General features: G+C 71.8%; 16 protein-coding genes. 13 read left to right on the forward strand and 3 right to left on the reverse strand.

Annotated features, from left to right (window positions below):
- From EJK15_RS13615 to cofD, 3 genes are all read right to left on the reverse strand, one after another.
- Positions 1 to 529 (reverse strand): lytic polysaccharide monooxygenase auxiliary activity family 9 protein (locus EJK15_RS13615; RefSeq protein WP_138710764.1); only part of this gene is annotated, 529 nt, incomplete at its 3' end.
- A gap of 92 nt (positions 530 to 621) precedes the next feature.
- Entirely contained in the window at positions 622 to 1,914 is a 1,293-nt protein-coding gene (locus EJK15_RS13620) for a coenzyme F420-0:L-glutamate ligase (protein ID WP_138710765.1), read from the reverse strand.
- A gap of 55 nt (positions 1,915 to 1,969) precedes the next feature.
- On the reverse strand, positions 1,970 to 2,908 hold the full coding sequence (gene cofD / locus EJK15_RS13625) for a 2-phospho-L-lactate transferase (protein ID WP_138710766.1): 939 nt from the start codon (positions 2,906 to 2,908) through the stop codon (positions 1,970 to 1,972).
- A gap of 179 nt (positions 2,909 to 3,087) precedes the next feature.
- Here cofD and EJK15_RS72740 point away from each other — a divergent pair, with 179 nt between their 5' ends.
- From EJK15_RS72740 to EJK15_RS13690, 13 genes are all read left to right on the forward strand, one after another.
- Entirely contained in the window at positions 3,088 to 4,932 is a 1,845-nt protein-coding gene (locus EJK15_RS72740; RefSeq protein ID WP_206060833.1) for a hypothetical protein, read from the forward strand.
- A gap of 317 nt (positions 4,933 to 5,249) precedes the next feature.
- Positions 5,250 to 5,510, forward strand: coding sequence for a WhiB family transcriptional regulator (locus tag EJK15_RS13635; protein WP_020546325.1), 261 nt, complete (start codon positions 5,250 to 5,252; stop codon positions 5,508 to 5,510).
- Between the two features lie 113 nt (positions 5,511 to 5,623).
- Positions 5,624 to 8,524, forward strand: a complete 2,901-nt coding sequence (locus EJK15_RS13640) for a glycosyltransferase (protein WP_138710767.1) — start codon at positions 5,624 to 5,626, stop codon at positions 8,522 to 8,524.
- The gene (locus tag EJK15_RS13645) at positions 8,521 to 9,825 is read left to right on the forward strand and encodes a DUF5719 family protein (RefSeq protein ID WP_138710768.1); all 1,305 of its coding nucleotides are present in this window, start codon (positions 8,521 to 8,523) and stop codon (positions 9,823 to 9,825) included. The genes EJK15_RS13640 and EJK15_RS13645 overlap by 4 nt, the downstream gene beginning before the upstream one ends.
- 92 nt (positions 9,826 to 9,917) lie before the next feature.
- Positions 9,918 to 10,418, forward strand: a complete 501-nt coding sequence (locus EJK15_RS13650) for a MarR family winged helix-turn-helix transcriptional regulator (protein WP_138710769.1) — start codon at positions 9,918 to 9,920, stop codon at positions 10,416 to 10,418.
- Between the two features lie 251 nt (positions 10,419 to 10,669).
- On the forward strand, positions 10,670 to 11,947 hold the full coding sequence (locus EJK15_RS13655) for an FAD-dependent monooxygenase (RefSeq protein WP_240776952.1): 1,278 nt from the start codon (positions 10,670 to 10,672) through the stop codon (positions 11,945 to 11,947).
- Between the two features lie 97 nt (positions 11,948 to 12,044).
- Positions 12,045 to 13,427, forward strand: a complete 1,383-nt coding sequence (locus tag EJK15_RS13660) for an MFS transporter (protein WP_138710770.1) — start codon at positions 12,045 to 12,047, stop codon at positions 13,425 to 13,427.
- Entirely contained in the window at positions 13,427 to 14,245 is an 819-nt protein-coding gene (locus EJK15_RS13665; protein WP_138710771.1) for an FAD binding domain-containing protein, read from the forward strand. The genes EJK15_RS13660 and EJK15_RS13665 overlap by 1 nt, the downstream gene beginning before the upstream one ends.
- A complete protein-coding gene (locus EJK15_RS13670; RefSeq protein ID WP_138710772.1) occupies positions 14,242 to 16,575 on the forward strand; it encodes a xanthine dehydrogenase family protein molybdopterin-binding subunit in 2,334 nt (777 codons plus the stop codon). The genes EJK15_RS13665 and EJK15_RS13670 overlap by 4 nt, the downstream gene beginning before the upstream one ends.
- Complete coding sequence (locus EJK15_RS13675) at positions 16,572 to 17,069, forward strand: (2Fe-2S)-binding protein (protein WP_138710773.1); 498 nt, start codon at positions 16,572 to 16,574, stop codon at positions 17,067 to 17,069. The genes EJK15_RS13670 and EJK15_RS13675 overlap by 4 nt, the downstream gene beginning before the upstream one ends.
- Entirely contained in the window at positions 17,066 to 17,716 is a 651-nt protein-coding gene (locus tag EJK15_RS13680; protein WP_138710774.1) for an SRPBCC family protein, read from the forward strand. The genes EJK15_RS13675 and EJK15_RS13680 overlap by 4 nt, the downstream gene beginning before the upstream one ends.
- Positions 17,709 to 18,380 (forward strand): isochorismatase family protein, encoded by a 672-nt coding sequence (locus EJK15_RS13685; protein WP_276615392.1) that lies wholly within the window; start codon positions 17,709 to 17,711, stop codon positions 18,378 to 18,380. Before EJK15_RS13680 ends, EJK15_RS13685 begins: the two co-directional genes overlap by 8 nt.
- Entirely contained in the window at positions 18,373 to 19,215 is an 843-nt protein-coding gene (locus tag EJK15_RS13690; RefSeq protein WP_138710775.1) for an alpha/beta fold hydrolase, read from the forward strand. The genes EJK15_RS13685 and EJK15_RS13690 overlap by 8 nt, the downstream gene beginning before the upstream one ends.
- Positions 19,216 to 19,244 lie beyond the last annotated feature (29 nt).

Genomic DNA, 19,244 nt, shown 5'->3' on the forward strand with positions numbered 1-19,244 from the left:
GGGTGGGGCTCGGGGTGCCGCCGCCGATCCGCACGTCGATGCAGGAGTAGAAGGCGTTGGTGGTGTCGGAGATGTTCCAGATCGCCAGGACCTTCTGGCGGCCGGAGTAGCCGGACAGGTTCACCGTGTGCGAAACCGTCTGCGGGGGCTGCTGGCCGTTGCCGTTGAACACGGCCACCCTGGTGTTGCCGATGTAGTACTCGTAGTTGGCCGTGGCGTGCCTGGCGGTGAACGTCCAGGTGAAGGTCACCGTGGTGCCGACCGAGGCGACGGGCCAGGGCTTGCTCTCGTCGCTGAGCTGGGCGAACTGCGACAGGTTGGCGTGGCAGCTGCGCAGCCCCTTCGGGCCCTCCACGCTCTGCGGCTCGTAGATGATGTTGCCGCAGTTGGGGACCTTGCCCTGGGCGCAGTTGGCCTGCCGGCTCGGGGGCGAGTTGACGTACCCGTGCGCGAACGCCGGGGTGGTGTTGAAGAGCGTGGTGGCGACGGCGATCACCACCACGGCGATTAACGTGAGCGTCCTTCGCATGAAAGCGGCTCCTTTACATGGGGGGATGGCCCAAATGTAAAGGAAACTTTCCTAAGGGTAAACTGCTTGCTTACCCTTGTTCTGAAAGCCGGTCAGCGCGTCACGATGAAATCGGCCGGGTCGCGGGGCGCGCGATCACGCGGCGGGGCCGCCGCGTGACCCACGGCCACGCAGCCCATCGGGTCCCAGGAATCCGGCAGATCGAGCACCTCGCGGACGACCGGGCGGCAGAACATCGTGGACGACACCCACGCCGAGCCGAGCCCCTCGACAGCGAGCTGGATCAGGAAGTTCTCCACCCCCGCGCCGGTCGCCACCACGAACATCTCCCGCTCCGAGGCGTTGCGCCGGTCGTCGCGGTAGGTGTGCGACCCGTCCATCACCAGGCACGGCACCACCAGGTAGGGAGCGTTGCGCAGCACGTCACCGCGCCTGATCCGCTTGGCGACCGACTCCTCACCGAACCCGTCGCCGCGCAGGTCCGCGATCCACGCCTCGCGCATCGCGTCGAGCAGCTTCGTCCGCGTCTCCGGCGACTCGACCAGCACGAACCGCCACGGGGTCGTGTGGTGCGGCGCGGGCGCGGCGATGCCCGCCGCCACCGCCCGGCGTACCGCCTCCGGATCGACGGGCAGGTCGGAGAACTCCCTGATCGTACGGCGGGCGAACACGACGTCCCGCGACCCGTAGCGGAACAGGTCGTCGTCGGCCGCCCGCACGAGCGGCCTGGCCCCCGGCCCGTCGTCGTCGGTGACCAGGTGGGGCAGCCCGCGCACGATCGCCACGGGAACGCCGTCGAGCTTGCCCTTGACCAGCTCCGCCGCGCCCGCGATCTCGTCGGCCAGCGCCGTCACGGTGGCGTTGAGCGGGTTGCCGTATCCGTCTGACGTGCCCCGGAAGTCGTCCAGCGCTCGCACGCCCGCCGCCCCGATCGCCACGTCGGTGAGCCCGTTGCGCCACGGCCGGCCGAACGTGTCAGAGATGATCACGCCGGCCCGTGCGGCCAGGCCCGCCCTGATGCGTCTCGCCGAGGCGTCAGGGTCCTCGGGGAGGAGCAGGACGGTGCCGGGCTCGGTGTTGGAGGCGTCGACCCCGGCGGCGGCCATGACGAAGCCGTGGCGGGTCTGGGAGATCACGGTGTCGCCGCGTCTGGCGACCACGCGCTCGGTCTCGTCCTCGATCGCCTGGACGCGGTCGGGGGCCTGGCGGATCCGGCCCTCGGCCTTGCTCACGATCTTGGAGGTGACGACGACGATGTCGCCGTCGCGCAGGCCAGCGTCCATGAGCAGGGCCGCCACGTCGTCCCCGGGCCGCACCTCGCCGATGCCCGCCACGGGGATCACCTCGAGACGCCGGGGGGTGTTCACGTGTTCGGCAGAGGTCATCGTGCGGTCTCCTCAGGACGGCGCGGGAACGCCGCGGCGGGGGGTGCGGGGCTGGTCATCGGGCGAGCTCCAGGGCGAGGTCGAGGGCCGTGCGGGCGATGTCGGCGGCGGCGTCCGTGTCGTGCATGAGGATCGGGCGGGCGACCACCCGGACGCCGTCGAGCGCGACCCCTTCGTCCTCCTCCGCCACCAGCCAGCCGTCGATCAGCTCGGACCCGTACAGCTCCAGCACGGCCTGGGCCGTCGTCTCCACCCCGATGGCGCTCAGGCAGGCGTCGGCCATGCCGCGCACCGGCGCGCCGCCGATGATCGGCGAGACGCCGACCACGGTCTTGGCGGTGAGGGCGGCGCGGATGCCGGGGATCTGGAGGATCGTGCCGATGCTCACGACCGGGTTGGACGGCGGCAGGATGACCACGTCGGCCTGCTCGACGGCCTCGAGAACGCCCGGCGCGGGCTTGGCCGTGTCCACCCCGACCAGCGCGAACGACTGGGCGGGGACGGAGGCGCGCAGGCGTACCCACCACTCCTGGAAGTGGATGGCGCGCTTGCCGTGCTCGTCCTCGATCACCACGTGGGTCTCGCAGCGGTCGTCGGTCATCGGCAGCAGCCGCACGCCCGGCTGCCAGCGCGCGCACAGGGCCTCGGTGATCTGCGAGAGCGGGTAGCCCGCCTCCATCATCTGCGAGCGGACGATGTGGGTGGCGAAGTCGCGGTCGCCGAGCCCGAACCACTGCGGCTCCACGCCGTACGCGGCGAGCTCCTCCTTGACGACGTGGGACTCCTTGGCCCGGCCCCAGCCCTGCTCCTCGTCGATGCCGTTGCCCAGGGTGTACATCACGGTGTCGAGGTCGGGGCAGACGCGCAGGCCGAACAGGGTGATGTCGTCACCCGTGTTGCCGATGACGGTGATCGAGGCGGCCGGCGCGGTCGCGCGCAGGCCGCGCAGGAAACGGGCGCCGCCGATGCCGCCGGCGAGTGACAGGATGTGCATGCGGCCCAGTCTTTCACCGGCCTCCGGCAGTGCTGCCGGGGGAGTGGGTTTCCCCGGGTGAGACGGCGTACTGGCCGGTATAGGCCGAATTGAGATGTATGGGGTTCCTGGGACTCCGGCAGAGTGTCAGGGCGATGTGGCAAACTCCCTTCGGGCTAAAGGGTCCGATGGGGGTACTTGTGAGCAAATTTGACGTGGCCCGGCTGAGGGAGCCGGCCGCCTGGATGATGCTCGTCGCCGGATTGGTGAACGTGCTGCTGGCGATCGGCCACATCTTGATCGGCTCGTCCGGCTCGTCCTTCATGGATCGCGCGGGTTCAAACTTCTCCAGCCTGACGAGTCCGGTCGTGACGGCGTTGCTGCTGGGGGCGGTGCTGCTGGTCACGAAGGTCGGGGAACCGTCGCCCAAGGCGAAGCCGATCACGTACGGGGCGGCGGTCGGACTGCTCCTGGGCGCGGTGTTCGGCATGCTGGCGCTGCTGCTCGGCCTGTTCGCCGGAGGCGGGATCCGCGCGACGATCGAGTTCGTGCTCCTGGGGGTGCCCACGCTGGCGCTCACCGCCGTCGCGCTGGTCTATCTGATCCCGCAGGTCCTGCCCGAGCGTCCGGTCGCGCAGGTCTACCCGCATCCCCAGTTCGGCCAGCAACCGCCGTACGCCGGCGGCCCTCCGGCGTACGGGCAGCAGCCCCAGCCCGGTCCCGGCTACGGCCAGCAGCCCCCGTCGGGGCAGCAGCCTCCTTACGGCCAGCAGCCCCCCGCCGCTTACGGCCAGCAGCCTCCCTCGGGTCAGCAGCCCCCGCCCGGCCCGCAGGAGCAGCCTTTCGGCGCTTACGGGCAGCAGCCTCCCTCAGGGCAGCAGAACGGCTATGGGCAGCAGCCTCCGAGCTTCGGTGGCGGGCAGCCCGAGCAGGGCGGATACCCGCCGTTCGCCGAGCCTGCGCAGTCCTCGTACGCTCCGCCGCAGCGGCAGGAGCCCTACCAGCAGCCGATCAGGGGCGCGCTGCCGCCGGCTCTCGCCGACCAGCAGCCGCAGGGGTTCGGCGGTGGCCAGCCCGACCAGACCGCCTACCCGCCGCAAGGCTTCGGCCAGGACTCCGGGTTCGGGCAGAACCCGGGGTTGGGGCAGGATTCGGGTTTCGGCCCGGATTCGAGTTTCGGTCAGGCCGCCTACGCGCCCGCCGACACGGCGCCGAGAGTCGACCGCCCGGCTCAGGAGTACAACACCCCTCCGGCCCAGGAGTACAACACTCCGCCCGCCGCCGAATACCAGCCGGCCCCGTACGTCCCGGCCGACAGCCAGCCGAGCCACTACAGCCAGCCGAGCCCGAACCCGTACGCGTCCCCCGCGAACGACCAGCCCAACCCCTATGCGCCGCCCGCCGCCGCGGACCAGCAGAACCCGTACGCGCCGCCGGACCCCGGGCCCGGCGTCTTCGCCGCCCCGGTCGACCAGGCCTACCCGACGGGCGACACCTCCCCGAGCGTGCCGTACCCGCCGGCGGAGCCGCAGCCGTACTTCGGGCAGAGCGCGTTCGACCAGCCGCAGCAGGGCGGCGGCACGCCGTTCACCGGCTATTCGGGCTCCGAATACTCCACCCCGGCCGCGTACCAGGAGCCCGACCCGCCCGTGGACCCGCGGTCCCAGCAGCTCCTGGACGCATACCAGCAGGCGGAGACGTACCAGCATTCGACGGCCGCCGGCACCACGCCCGACCTGCGGGTGCCGGACTACGCCGACCGGCCCGGGTCGTACGACGACCCGTTCGGCCATCCGCAGCAACCCCAGCAGGGCGCGTACGAGCCTCAGCAGGGCGCGTACGAACCTCAGATGGGAGCGTACGAGCCTCGCTCCTACCAGCCGACCCACCAGGCACCCACCGGCTGGACCGACGGGCAGGCGGAGTCCACGATACGGCTGGACCCGTCACTCAGGGGAGACGCCCTCGGCGGCGAACCGCGCCGCCCCGGAGACGATCCCATCGACCCGACCGCCATATACACGCCCAACGATCCACGCAGGTAACGGAGCGGCAATGAACGGCTAGAGAGAAGGTGGGCCACGGGCGGGCGTCTATCCCGCCCTGGTACGGTTCGGACCGCTGACAGCGTTGAACAAGCCAGGCCGACCCCATGCAGATGGGTGTCTGCCGGGTGCGAACATCACATGCCAAGCACACCGGGGCGAGATCTGGTCTTTCCCCGGATACTCGCATGCCGCTTGACGTCAGCTACGGCACGCGCGTGTAATTACAACCATGTTGTTACGCCTTCCAGTGGGTGGGTAATAAGGAAGGCGTCCATGGGGGGCTCCATTGCGGGCGGGCGGCAGGGAGGTGTGCAGTGACCGATCCGGTCATCGCACAGGATCAGCTTGACGCTGAAGAACTCGGCTGGCAGGAGCGCGCGTTGTGCGCGCAGACCGATCCGGAGGCGTTCTTCCCGGAGAAAGGCGGCTCCACCCGAGAGGCCAAGAAGGTCTGCCGATCTTGTGAGGTCCGTGCCGAGTGCCTCGAATACGCACTCGAGCACGATGAGCGATTCGGCATCTGGGGTGGACTGTCCGAGCGGGAGCGCAGACGAATCAAGCGCCAGGCCGTTTAGTCATAGAGGCGAAGGGGTCACGCGGGGCCGCCGTGTGACCCTTTTTCGCATCTTCTGATCGGCTCTCCCCTGTAGGGTGAGCGCGCCTGATCATCCCCCCAGGAGTCACCCCCATGGCCCGTCCCTGCGTAACCGCGATCGTCGTCGCCCACGACGGCGCGCGCTGGCTCGGGGAGACGCTGCGGGCTCTGGCCGGCCAGAGCCGCAGGCCCGACCGCGTGGCCGGCGTCGACAACGGCAGCAGGGACGGCTCGGCCGACCTGCTCGCCCAGACGTTCGGCAGCGGCAACGTGATCTCCCTGCCGCGCTCGACCGCCTTCGCCGAGTCCGTCGCCGAGGCGCTCGGCAGACTTCCCTCGTACGGGCCCGACGAGTGGATCTGGCTGCTCCACGACGACTGCGCCCCCGACAGGCGCGCGCTGGAGGCCCTGCTCACCGCGGCCGAGCAGGACCCCAAGGCGGCCGTGCTCGGCCCGAAGCTGCGCGACTGGCTGGACCGGCGGCGGCTGCTCGAGGTGGGCGTGACCGTGGGCCGTACCGGGCGCAGGGACACGGGGCTGGAGCCGCGCGAGTTCGACCAGGGGCAGCACGACGGCACGCGCGAGGTGCTGTCGGTGTCCACGGCCGGGATGCTGATCCGCCGCGACGTGTGGGAGCGGGCCGGCGGGCTGGATCCGTTCTTCCCGCTGTTCCGCGACGACCTCGACCTGTGCTGGCGGGTACGCAACGCCGGCCACAAGGTAGTCATCGTGACGGCTGCGGTGGCCTGGCACGCCGAGGCGGCGGCACGCAGGCGGCGGCGCATCACTGTCAGCGGCGACCACCCGCGCCGGCTCGACCGGCGGAACGCGATCTTCGTGGTCATGGCGAACCTGCCGTTCCGCGCGATGTTGTGGGCGCTGCTGCGGAACGTGCTCGGGTCGGCCTTCCGCACGCTGCTGTTCATCGTGAGCAAGCAGCCCGCGAACGCGCTGGACGAGATGGTGGCCATGGGCTCGGTGCTGGTGCACCCGTTCCGGCTGCTCAGGGCCCGTCGGGCCCGCCGCGACGGCCGCAAGAAGGGATATATCCGCATAAAGCGGTTGATGACCCCTCGCGGCGCGGCCTACCGGCGGCTGGTCGACATGGTGCAGAGCTTTCTCGCCGGCGAGGCCCCCGTCGACTCGGCCGGTCGCCACCACCACGCGTCCGTGGCGGAGGACGACGAGGTCGTGCCGCCGGACACCGGCGCGGTCAAGCGCTTCCTCGCCCGCCCCGGCGTCGTGCTCATGCTCGCGCTGACCGCGATCTCGCTGGTCGCCGAGCGGTCGCTGCTCGGCGGCGAACGGCTCGGCGGGGGCGCGCTGGTCCCGGTCGCCGGTGGTGCCGGGGACCTCTGGGCGTTCTACACGGAGGGCTTCCACGACATCGGGCTCGGCTCGGACGCCTGGGCGCCGCCGTACGTCGCGGTCGTGGCCACCCTGTCCACGCTCGCGTTCGGCAAGACGTGGCTGGCCGTCTCGGTGCTGCTGCTCGGCTCGGTGCCGCTGGCGGGCGCCACCGCGTACCTGGCCACCCGGCACATCGTCCCGGCGGTGCCGGCGCGGGCGTGGGCGGCGGGGACGTACGCGCTGCTGCCCGTCGCGTCCGGCGCGATCGCGGGGGGACGGCTGGGCACGGCGGTGGTGTTCGTGCTCGTGCCGGTCTACGCCTCGCTCGCCACGATCCTGCTGTCCGCCGAGCGGCGCCGCGCCCGTCGCGCCGCCTGGACCCTCGGGCTTCTGCTGGCGGTGGGGACGGCGTTCGTGCCGCTGGTGTATCCGCTGGTCGCGGTGCTCGGTGCGGTGGCTCTGGCAGTGGTTTGGCGGGGCGGCCTGGCACGGCGGGCCCGCGCGGCACGGCGCTACGGCGTGGCGGGGCGCGATGGTGCGGCGGGGCGCGATGGCGTGGCGCGGCGCGACGGCGTGGCGCGGCGGCGGGACCTGCTGACGTCCATGGCCATCGCGTTCCTCTTCCCTGTGGCGTTGCTGTTTCCGTGGCTGGCCTCGCTGGTGACGGACCCGGGCAAGCTGCTGCTGGAGGCAGGGCTGCACGATTCGGCCCTGGTGGGCGCCGCCCTGACCCCCGAGTCGCTGCTGGCGCTCAGCCCCGGCGGGCCCGGGCTGCCGCCGTTCTGGGTGACCGCCGGCCTGATGGTGGCCGCGCTGGCCGCGCTCCTCATGCGCCGCCAGCGCGTGATCGTCGCCATCGGCTGGGGCCTCGCCCTGTACGGCGTGCTGGCCGCGATCCTGGTCGGCCGCGTCACCGTCGAGGGCGCGCGGGCCTGGCCGGGCGCGCCGCTGGCGTTCGCGGGGGCGGGGCTGGTGGTCCTCGTGGGCCTGACCGCGCACCGGCTGACCGAGTTGCGCGCCGGCGGCGGGCTCCGGCGGCTGGGGGCGACCGTGCTGGTGGCGGTGGCGTTCAGCACGCCGCTGCTGGCCGCCGGCTATTGGGTGGTCACGGGCGTACGGGGACCGCTCACAGGGAACGCGCCCGATGTGCTCCCCGCTCTGGCGGCCTCACGTACCGTCCATGGGGAACGGACATTGGTGATCAAGGGGTCCGGGTTCACCGTGCTGCACGGGCGTACCCCGCTGATCGGCGAATCGGAGCTGCCCGTCGCGTCCGACGCGCGCGCCCGGGTCGCCACGGCGGCGCAGGGGCTCGCGGGCGGGCGCGGCGGGGACGCGGCCACGCTGGCGCAGCACGGCGTCGCGATGGTGGCCGTGGCGCCACCCGTCGCGCCCGAACTGGTCAAGACGCTCGACTCGCAGCCGTCGCTGCAGCGCATGAGCCTGTCGGACGCGGGCGGCCTGTGGCGCGTGATCGAACCGGTCACCCGCGTGCCCGCCCAGCCGGAGAGCGCTCTGCACCGGCCGTGGCTGTGGGCGCAGGGCTTGCTGGTGCTGGTGGCCGCCGTCCTGGCCGCGCCGGGGCGGCGCGCTCAGGAGGTCGTGGAGCCGGCTCCCTCGGTCCTGGTCGCGGGGGCGTCATGAAGGCGTTCGCGGAGAACAGGTTCGGCCTGCTCGTGCTGGTCGTGGTCGCCTTGGCGGCCATGTACGGCGTCGCGTACGTCACCAGGCCCGCCCCTGCCGCCCCCGTCGCCGACGGGCCGCGGAGGGTGCCGGTCGAATCGGTCACCGCGGTATGCCCAGGCGCGAAGGGCGAGAAGGTCGGCGTCTACCTGCCCGGCACCCTGACGCACGAGGCGATGGCGAACGGCAAGCCGTACGTGACCAAGGGCCCCGCCGAGCTGGAGGCCGGCTACACCACCCGCACCACGCGTGGCGCCGGGCGCGGCCTGGCCGGCGTCCGCTGCACCGAGCCCACCCCCACGACCTGGCTGCTCGGCCCCGGACCCGCGAACGCCAGTGTGATCCTGCACCTGACGAACGCCGACAAGGCGCTTGCGCTGGCCGACGTACACGTCCACGCCGCCGAGGGCCCGGTCTCCGGCGACAAGGGAACGGGCCTGGAGATCGCCCCCGGCGAACACCGGGAGATCGATCTGAAGACGCTCGCCCCCTCGGCCGACATCATGGCCGTGAGCGTCACCGCCATCTTCGGCCGCGTCGCCGTGGCCGCCAGGACCACGCTCGGCACCGGGGGCGTCGACTGGCTCCCGGCCGCCGCACCGCCCGCGACGCGCGTGGTCGTACCCGGGATCCCGGGCGGAGGCGGCCGCCGCGAACTCCTCGTCGCCGCCCCCGGGGAGACCGACGCGGTGGTCCAGCTCAAGGCGGTGAGCGAGGAGGCCGAGTACGCCATGAGCGGCCGCGAGTCGATCGACGTACCGGCCGGCAGCGTCGTCTCGGTCGACGTGACCATCGGACTGGGCGGCTCCTCGGGCGCCCTGGTCCTCACCTCACCGACCCCCATCGTGGCCGGCCTGGTCCTGACGGGAACCGGGCAGCGCTCGGACATCGCCTTCACCGCCGGCACGTCCTCCCTGGATCTGGGCAGCGCGGTCGCCCGCAACGGCACCGGTTCCCGGCTGGTCCTCACGGCGCTCGGCGGGCCCGGCAAGGTGCGGGTGCAGGTGGTGCCGGGGAAAGGGGCGGCGGAGCAGCCGTTCGAGGTGAACGTGCCGGCGGGACGGACGAGGAACGTACGGCTCAAGGCGAAGGGCGACTTCGCGGTCGTCGTGACGCCCGTTTCCGGAGAGGTTTACGGGAGCCGGGTGGTGGAGGAGCGCCTGAAGAGCGGGCTGCTGATCACGGCGCAACCACTGGCCCCGGCCCGGAAGTGGACGTTGCTCCCACCGCTCACGGACACTCCACGCGTAGTCCTGCCCTAGAGGATCCTCAGGGCCACCGCGAATCGGCCGGCTCGCGGGGAGTCGGTCCAGGCGATTGAAGGCGCCCGGCGGCTTCATGGTTAGGTAGGTGCATGGCGCGTGAAGCGGGTAAAACGACGGCGGCGAGGGGAGCCGGCGGAGAGGCGATCACCACCCCTGCTGAGCTCCTCGCCGCGCCGGGCTACGTGGCCCGGCGGCTCTACCAGTCCTATGTCGCCCTGTGGACGCGCGCGGTCGACCCGGTCCTGACCGGCCCGCAGTTCGCGGTGCTCACCGCGGTGGACAACTATCCCGGCGTGGACCAGGGGTCGCTCGCCTCGTCGGTGGCGCTCGACCGGTCCACGATGGCCGACATCGTCCGCCGGCTGGAGGACAACGGGCTGATCGTCCGGCACACCGCGCTGCACGACGGCCGCCGCAAGCTGCTGCACCTGACCGAGGCGGGGTCGCGGCGCCTCGAAGAGGTGAACCGGCGCGCCCGAGAGCTCGATGAGCAGTTGTTGAAGGGCTATTCGCAGGCGGAGCGGGAGCGCGTGCTGCGCGAGATCACGGCGCTGGCGGCCCAGTGGGAGGCGCTCATGGGCGACGAATGACGTCGCCCGCAGGCGGCGGGTAAAGCCCGGGTGTCCCGCCTGCTCCTCCCGTTGCGCTGGAGTTACATCCGGCGGCATCTCTTGCTTTTTCCAGATCGTCCGTGTTCGGATTAGTTTCGTCGGGCACCGCCCCGAGGCTCGCCGCGATGGCGGGATGGCTGTGATCCGCATGCCCGGAGAACGACCGGACCGATGCCGGCCTCGCGGTGGAGACGGCATCCGTGATCATATTCCGAAGAGTTGGAGGAGCGTTGGCGGCGAGCCAGGTGAGTCAGTCGTACCAGGTCACGATCGTCGGCGGTGGCCTCGGCGGGCTGACCGCCGCGCTGTCACTGCGGCAGCGCGGCCTGCGCGTCACGGTCCTGGAGCAGGCCGCCGAGCTGGGAGAGGTGGGCGCGGGCATCCAAACCGCGCCGAACGCCAGCCGCATCCTGCTCGGGCTCGGGCTGCGCGCCGCCCTCGAGAAGATCCACACCGAGCCCCTGGACCAGGTGCGCCGCCGCTGGCAGGACGGCAGCGTGATCGGACTGACCCCGCTGGGCGAGTTCTGCAAGCGCGAGTACAACGCCCCCTACTGGCACTACCATCGCGCCGACCTGCACAAGGTGCTGCTCGATGCGTGCGTGGACGACGACCGGCCCGGCCCCGTGGTGGACGTGCGGACCGGGAACGAGGTCGTGGCGGTCGACCGGACCGACCCCGTCCGGCCCGTCGCGGTCACCGCCGCGGGCGACCGGTACGAGTCGGACGTCCTGATCGGCGCGGACGGCATCAGGTCCCGGGTACGCGACGCGCTCGGCCTGCCCGGCAACCTGCTCTTCTCCGGCGAGATGGCCTACCGCGTGCTCATACCCGGAGACAAGATCGCCGCGGATCCGGTGACGCGCTGGCTGGTGGACCGCTTCCAGAGCACCATCTGGTACGGCCCGGACCGGCATCTGGTCCACTACATGATCCGCGGCGGCGAGTGGCTCAACGTCGTCGCGATCGTGCCCTGCTCGCCCGAGGTAGAGGAGCGGTGGACGGTTCCCGCCACGGTGGACGAGCTGATCGACGCCTTCCCCGGCTGGGACGACCGGGTCGCCGCGATGCTCTCCAAGGCCGACGGCGACATCTCCGCATGGGCCATGTACCACCGCCGCCGCGACCCGGTGTGGGTGGACGGCCACGTGGCCCTGCTGGGCGACGCCTGCCACGCCATGCTGCCCTACCAGGCACAGGGCGCTTCGCAGGCGATGGAGGACGCGGCCGTGATCGCGGAGGAGCTCGGCGCCGTTCCTGCCGAGGGCATCCGGGCCGCCCTCATGCGGTACGTGGCGCGCCGCGCCAAGCACGCCGGGATGGTCCAGGACGCCGCCTGGCGCAACATGTCCTTCTACCACCTGCCCGACGGGCCCGAGCAGCGGGCCCGCGACGAGAAACTCAAGCGGTTCGACGGCGAGTCCGACGTCTCCTACCGGTGGCTGTGGCGTGGCACCCCGCTGAACGACCCCGACGAAGAAACCTTCTCCTACCAGTTCCACGACTGACCGGGCCGCGGACCGGCCGGTCCGGCCACCCCTTGGGGACGCGTCCCCTACCGCGCTCCCGTCTCCCCCCGAACACCTCACATCAGGGTGGAAAATCATGAAAACAGGAGACCAGATCGTCCAGGACCTGCCGTGGAAATGGCCTGTCCAAGGCAAGATCTTCATCATCGGTGGCCTCGGCTACATGTTCGACGCCTGGGACGTCGCACTCAACGGGTTTCTCACGCCGCTGCTGGGCACCGAGTTCGGCCTGTCGGTCGGCGAGCGGGGCCTGGTGGCGACCGCCAACCTCATCGGCATGGCGGTCGGCGCCGTCATGTGGGGCACGATCGCCGACCGCGTGGGCCGCAAGCGGGCCTTCAGCCTGACCCTGCTCATCTTCGCGCTCTTCTCCGTCGTCGGCGCCCTGGCCCCCAGCTACGGAATCTTCCTGGTGTTCCGCTTCCTGGCCGGGGTGGGTCTGGGCGGCTGCATCCCCGTCGACTACGCGCTGGTGGGGGAGTTCTCGCCGAGCCGGCTGCGCGGCAAGATCCTGGCCGCCATGGACGTCTGGTGGCCGATCGGCGCGACGCTGTGCGGAGTGGTCGCCACCGTGCTGTCTCCGGTGCAGGGCAACTGGCGCTGGATGCTCACCGTGATGATCCTGCCCGCGCTGCTGCTCTTCTGGGTGCGTCGTGGCATTCCCGAATCGCCCCTCTACCTGGCCAAGAACGGTCGTGAGCAGGAGGCGCGCGCGGTCATCGACGATCTGGTCGCCCGGACCGGCGCCCCCGCCGAGCCGTACGTCATCGAGGCCCCGGCCGCGGAAGCGGCCGGTTCGGGGAAGATGCGGGCGGCGCTCGACCAGCTCCGCCAGGTCTGGAGCTTCAGCCCGCGGGTGACCTCCGTTGCCTGGCTGCTGTTCATCGCCGTGATGACCACGTACTACGTGGCGCTGAGCTGGATGCCCACGATCCTCAAGTCGGGGGGCTACAGCGACTACGCGGCCTTCGCCAGAACCACCCTGATGAGCGCGGTGGGCATCGTCGGCGTGCTCGTCTCCGCCTGGCTGATCGAGGCCGTCGGCCGCAAGTGGGTGATCGGGGTGTCGGCGCCGGTGGCCGCGGCCGCACTGGTGGCCTTCGCGGCGTCCCTCGACATCAGGTCCGCCGCGCTGGTGTGGCTCGGGGTCTTCGGCTTCATCATCCAGCTCGCCATCCCGGTGCTGTACGCCTACATCGCCGAGCTGTATCCGACCCGAATCCGGGCCAGCGGGTTCGGCTGGGCCTCATCGGTCAGCCGGGTGGCCTCCGGCTTCATCCCGCTGATCTTCGGCAGCGTGCTCTGGCCGGTGCTCGGCCTGACCATGACCTTCGTCGTGCTCGGCGTCGTGGTGCTGGCGGTCGTGCTGTGGATGGCCGCCGCCGCGCCGGAGACCAAGGGCCGGAAGCTGGACCACATCATCGAGCCCGCCGGCGACGTGGTGCCCATGGGGACGTGATGAAACCCGCGCCGTTCACCTACCACCGTGCCAGGGACGTCGCCGGAGCGGTCGCCCTGCTCGCCGAGCTGGGCGAGGACGCCAAGTACATCGCAGGCGGCCAGAGCCTGGTCGCGATGATGAACTTCCGCCTCGCCCGCCCGGCTCACCTGGTCGACCTCGGCGGCCTGCGCGGCGAGCTCGCCTACATCCGCACCGACGGCGGCGTGCTGCGTCTGGGGGCGCTGACCACGCACCACCAGGTGGAGAACGCGCCGCTCGATCCCGGCTTCGCCGTGCTCCGCGACGCGATGGGATGGATCGGGCACCTGCCCATCCGCACGCGCGGCACGGTGGGCGGCAGCCTCGCCCACGGCGAGGCCACCGCCGAGTGGTGCCTGCTCGCCGTCCTGCTGGGCGCCGAGGTCGTCGTCCAGGGGACGGCCGGACTCCGACTGGTCCCGGCCGAGGAGCTGTTCCTCGGCTTCTTCACCACGGCGCTGGAGCCGGAGGAAATGATCGTCGAGGTCGTCTTCCCGCGGCCCGCGCCGCACGCCGCGCTGACCGAGTTCGCCGAGCGGCGGGGCGACTACGCCGTCGTGGCCGCCGCCGTCGACCTGGACGCGGAACGCGTCGTGCTCGGCGGCGTGGCCCCCGTGCCGCTGCGGGTCCCGGAGGCGGAGGCGGTGCTCGCGCGCGGCGGCACGTTCGCCGAATGCGCCGAGGCCGCCGCGGCGGCCATCGACCCGCCGGCGGACGGCAGCGGCGGCGCCGATTACCGCAGGGCCCTCACCAGGACCCTGCTCGTCCGGGCCTGCGAGGAGGCGATGCTGCGATGAGCTGGGTCGGGAGGTCGGCCGCCCGGCGGGAGGATCCGCGGCTGCTGACCGGGAACGGAAGGTTCGTCGACGACATCCACCTTCCCCGCATGCTGCACGCGCAGTTCGTCCGCAGCACGATCGCCAACGGGACCGTGACCGGCGTCGACCTGTCAGGAACGCTGGCCGTGCCGGGAGTCGTCGCCGCCTTCACCGCCGGGGACCTGGAGATCGAAGACATCACAGCCGTCCTCGACCGGCCGCTTTCGGAATTCGTGCCGACCGCGATGCCCGTCCTCGCCCGGGACCGGGTCCGCTTCGTCGGCGAGCCGATCGCCATCGTGCTCGCCGAGGACGCGTACTCCGTGGAGGACGGCCTGGAGGCCGCCAGGGTGACCTACGAGGCGGGCACGCCGGTGCTCTCGGAGGAGCAGGCGCTCGCTCCGGGCGCACCGCTCGTGCACGCGGCGGCCGCCGGAAATATCTTGGTGGACGTGTCGATGTTCGCGACCGAGGGCATCGACGACATCTTCGCCGCGGCCCATCGCGTGGTGCGCGTGCGGTCCAGGACGGGCCGGCAGAACGCGCTGCCGCTGGAGACCAGGGGTGCCGTCGCGAGCTGGGACCCGCGCGAGGAGCAGCTCCTGGTGCAGACCTGCACCCAGGTCCCGCACCAGGTCCGCACGGTGCTGGCCGAGTGCCTCGGCCTCGGCGAACGGGGCGTCCGGGTGGTGGTGCCGGACATGGGCGGCGGCTTCGGGCAGAAGTGCGTCGTCGGCCGCGAGGAGATCGCCGTGGGGGCGGCGGCCCTGCGACTGCGCCGCCCGGTGAAGTGGATCGAGGACCGCCGGGACGCGCTCACCGCCTCGTTCCTGGCTCGCGAGCAGCGCTACGACGTGCGCGCGGCGTTCGACGAAGGCGGACGGATCCTCGCCCTCGACGCCGATGTGGTGTGCGACATGGGCGCCTACTCCTGCTACCCGTTCACCGCCGGAATCGAGCCGCTGATGGCGTCGGCGGAGCTGCCGGGCGTCTACCGCGTGCCCGCCTACCGGGTCCGCGGCCGGGCCGTCACCACGAACAAGGCGCCGTCGGCGCCGTACCGGGGGGTCAGCAGGCCCCAGATCGTCATGGTCGTGGAACGGGTCTTCGAACGGGCGGCCCGGGAGCTGGGTCTGGACCCGGTCGAGATCCGGCGGCGGAACCTGATCACCGAGTTCCCGTACGCCGGGATCAACGACGTCACCTACGACCCGGGCTCCTACCTGGAATCGCTGAACCTCTGCGAGCGGATGATCAGGGACGAGGGCTGGTACGAGCGGAAGGAACAGGCGGCCGCCGAGGGGCGCCTCCTCGGCATCGGCTACTCCTGCTTCAGCGAGCGCACCGGATACGGCTCCGGCGCGTTCGCCAAGCGCAAGATGGCCGTGGTGCCGGGCTTCGACCTCGCCGAGATCAAGATGGACCTCACCGGCGGCGTGACCGTGACGACCGGGACCATGAGCCACGGGCAGAGCCACGAGACCACGCTGGCCCAGATCGTCGCCGACCGGCTCGGCCTGGACCTCGCCCAGATCAAGATCCATCAGGGCGACACCGACCGGATCACCTACGGGTTCGGGACGTTCGCCAGCCGGTCGGCCACCATCGGCGGCAGCGCGGTCGCGCGGGCGGCCACCAAGCTGGCGGACCGGCTGCTGCACCTGGGCGCGCACCTGCTGGAGACCGACGACGTCGAGCTGCACGACGGGCACGTACGCAGGCGCGACGACCATGGGCGTGCCCTGCGCTATCGGGAGCTGGCCGGCATCGCCTACTTGAAGGCCAACCTGCTCCCCAAGGACGCGGAGCCCGGCCTGACCGCGAGCGCGTCCTTCGACGTGCACGGCGACGGGACGTTCTCCAACGCGGCCCACGGCGTGGTCGTGGAGCTGCACCCCGGCACCGGCCGGGTGGAGTTCCTGCGGTACGTCTGCGTGGAGGACTGCGGAGTCGCCATCAACCCGCAGGTCGTCGAGGGGCAGTGCCGCGGCGGCATCGCCCAGGGCATCGCCGGGGCGCTGTTCGAGGAGGTGACCTACGACGCGCAGGGTGAGCCGTCGTGCGCCAGTTTCATCGACTACAAGGTGCCCACGGCGAACGAGATCCCCGACATCGAGATCCGCCATCTGGAGACCCCGTGCGCGTTCACCGAGAGCGGGGCGAAGGGCGCCGGGGAGGGCGGCACGATCGGCGCCCCGGCAGCGGTGCTCAACGCCGTGAACGACGCCCTGCGCCCCACCGGGGTGGAGCTGGACGACACCCCCATCCGGCCCGAGACGGTGCAGCGCGCGATCGGAGCGAACGCATGACGGAGAAACTGCTGATCAGCCTGACGGTGAACGGGGAGCGGCACGACGACCTGGTGGTGGAGTCCCGGCACACGCTGGTGGACGTGCTCCGGCACCGGCTCGGCCTCACCGGCACGCATGTCGGATGCGAGCACGGCGTCTGCGGCGCCTGCACCGTCCTGCTCGACGGCGCTCCGGCGCGCGCGTGCCTGATCTTCGCGGCCCAGGCCGAGGGCCAGGAGATCCGCACGGTCGAGTCGCTGGCCGAGAGCGGTGAGATGAACGACCTCCAGCGGGCGTTCTCCGCCCATCACGGCCTGCAATGCGGGTTCTGCACGCCCGGCTTCCTGATGCTCGCCGAGGGCTTTCTCGCCGAGCGGCCTGACGCGACCAGAGCGGAGATCCGCGAGGTCGTGTCGGCCAACCTCTGCCGGTGCACCGGCTATCAGACCATCGTCGACGCGATCGAGGACTGCGCCCGAGGGCGGCGCCGCGAAGTGGGGGAACCCCGATGATCCTGGACAACGAGATCGCGGTGAACGCCTCGCCGGACGAGGTGTTCGCGCTGATCAACGACGTGGAACGGGTCGTGACGTGCCTGCCGGGCGCCGCGCTCGACGGCCGCGACGGCGACGCCTACCGGGGCGGCGTCAAGGTCAAGGTCGGCCCCATCACCGCCACATATGCCGGGACCGTGCGCTTCCTGGAGGTCGACCCGGGCCGGCGCCGGCTGCGGCTGCAGGGCCGGGGCGCCGACACCCACGGCGGTGGCGACGCCGAGGCCGAGGTCACCCTGACGGTGGAGGAGCTGGCAGGTGGCGCGGTGCTGCGGATGCGGACCGACCTGCTGATCCGGGGAAAGATCGTCCAGTTCGGCAAGGGCGCGATCACGGCCGTCTCCGACAAGCTGCTGCGGCAGTTCGCCGGGAACCTCGCCGCCCTGATCGAGGCCGACCGCTCCGGTGGCCCGACGGCGGCCCCCGCGGTCGTCACGGCCCCGGGAGCGGCGGAGGAGCTCGACGGCCTGTCGATGCTGGTGCCGCCGGGCGTGGCCAGGTACGCGCCGATCGCCGCCGCTTTCGCGGTCGGCCTCTTCCAGGGCTGGCTGCTCGGCAAGGTGAGCGCCCAGGCCAAGCTGATCAAGGAGCTGCGTCGTGGCTGACGGGATGTACGGCCAGCGGACCGACGACACCTACGCGCACGCCGGCTTCGGTGCTCCGGCGCGCCGGGGCGAGCGTCCGGCGATCGTCGTCGTGGACCTCACCAACGGCTTCACCGATCCCGCCCATCCCTCGGGATCCGACCTGTCGGAGGTGGTCGCCGCCACCGCGACGCTCATCGGGCACGCCCGCGCGGCGCGGGTCCCGGTCGTCTTCACCACGATCGCCTACACGCCGGCCGAGGCCGACGGCGAGGCGGTGGCCTGGCTGCACAAGGCCCCCGGCATGCGCGCCATGCGCGAGGGGAGCCCCGCGGTGGCGATCGACGAACGGCTTCCGCGCCGCGCCGAAGACGTCCTCGTGGTGAAGAAGGGGGCCTCCGCTTTCTTCGGCACCAACCTCGCCTCGCTCTTGACCGGGCTCGGCCGTGACACCGTCCTGGTCTGCGGCGCGACCACCAGCGGCTGCGTACGGGCCACCGCGGTGGACGCCGTCCAGTCCGGGTTCTCGGTGCTGGTGCCGCGCGAATGCGTCGGCGACCGCGCGCCGGGCCCTCATGAGGCCAACCTCTTCGACATCCACGCCAAGTACGGCGACGTCGTCGACCTCGCGGAGGCCGCCGGCTACCTCGTCGAGCTCGCCCAAGGAGTCACCCTCGATGTCTGAACGCATCCTCACCCAGCCGGCCCTCGCGGATCTCGCCGGCGTGCCCGCGCGAAGCCGGTGGGTCGCCTCCGGCCCGATCCGGCTGCATGCCCTCGACTACGGCGGCGACGGCGTGCCGGTGCTGGTCCTGCCCGGGATCACCAGCCCGGCGATCGCCATGGACTTCGTCGCACGCGAATTGACCGGCCTGGTTCGTCCCATCGTCCTGGACGTGCGGGGCCGCGGCTTCTCCGACGACGGCCCGTCGTACACGCTGGAGGACTACGCCGCCGACACGGAGGCAGTGATCACGGAGCTCGGACTCGACGGCGCCGTGCTGCTTGGCCACTCGATGGGGGCGCGCATCGCGGGCCTGACGGCCGCCAAGGGACAGGTCGCGCTGCGCGGGACGGTGCTCGTGGATCCGCCGATGAGCGGTCCCGGGCGCGGGCCGTACCCGACCACGCTCGCCGCGTTCCAGGGCCAGCTCCAGCAGGCGCGGCGCGGGACCGACGCCGACGAGGTCGCCCGGTCCTGGCCCCGGTGGCCACGGCGGGAGCAGGAGCTGAGGGCGCGATGGCTGACCAGCTGCGGCGACGACGCCGTCGCCGAGACCCACCGGGGTTTCGAGAGCGAGGACTTCTTCGACTTCTGGCCGTCGGTGCCCGCGCCCGCCGTCCTGGTGTACGGCGCGGACAGCCCGGTGGTGAGCGCCCTCGGCGCGCAGGAGGCGGCCCGCGCGAACGTCGGCGCGCGCCTGGTGGAGATCCCTGACGCGGGACACATGGTCTTCTGGGACAACCCGCGAGCCGGCCTGGAGGCCGTCCGCGACATCCTGCGCGAACTGGTGGCCTGAGGGGCCGGTTCAACACCGACCCTCCAGGT

Source organism: Nonomuraea basaltis (assembly GCF_005893125.1).
In the GTDB taxonomy this organism is placed as follows: Bacteria; Actinomycetota; Actinomycetes; order Streptosporangiales; family Streptosporangiaceae; genus Nonomuraea; species Nonomuraea basaltis.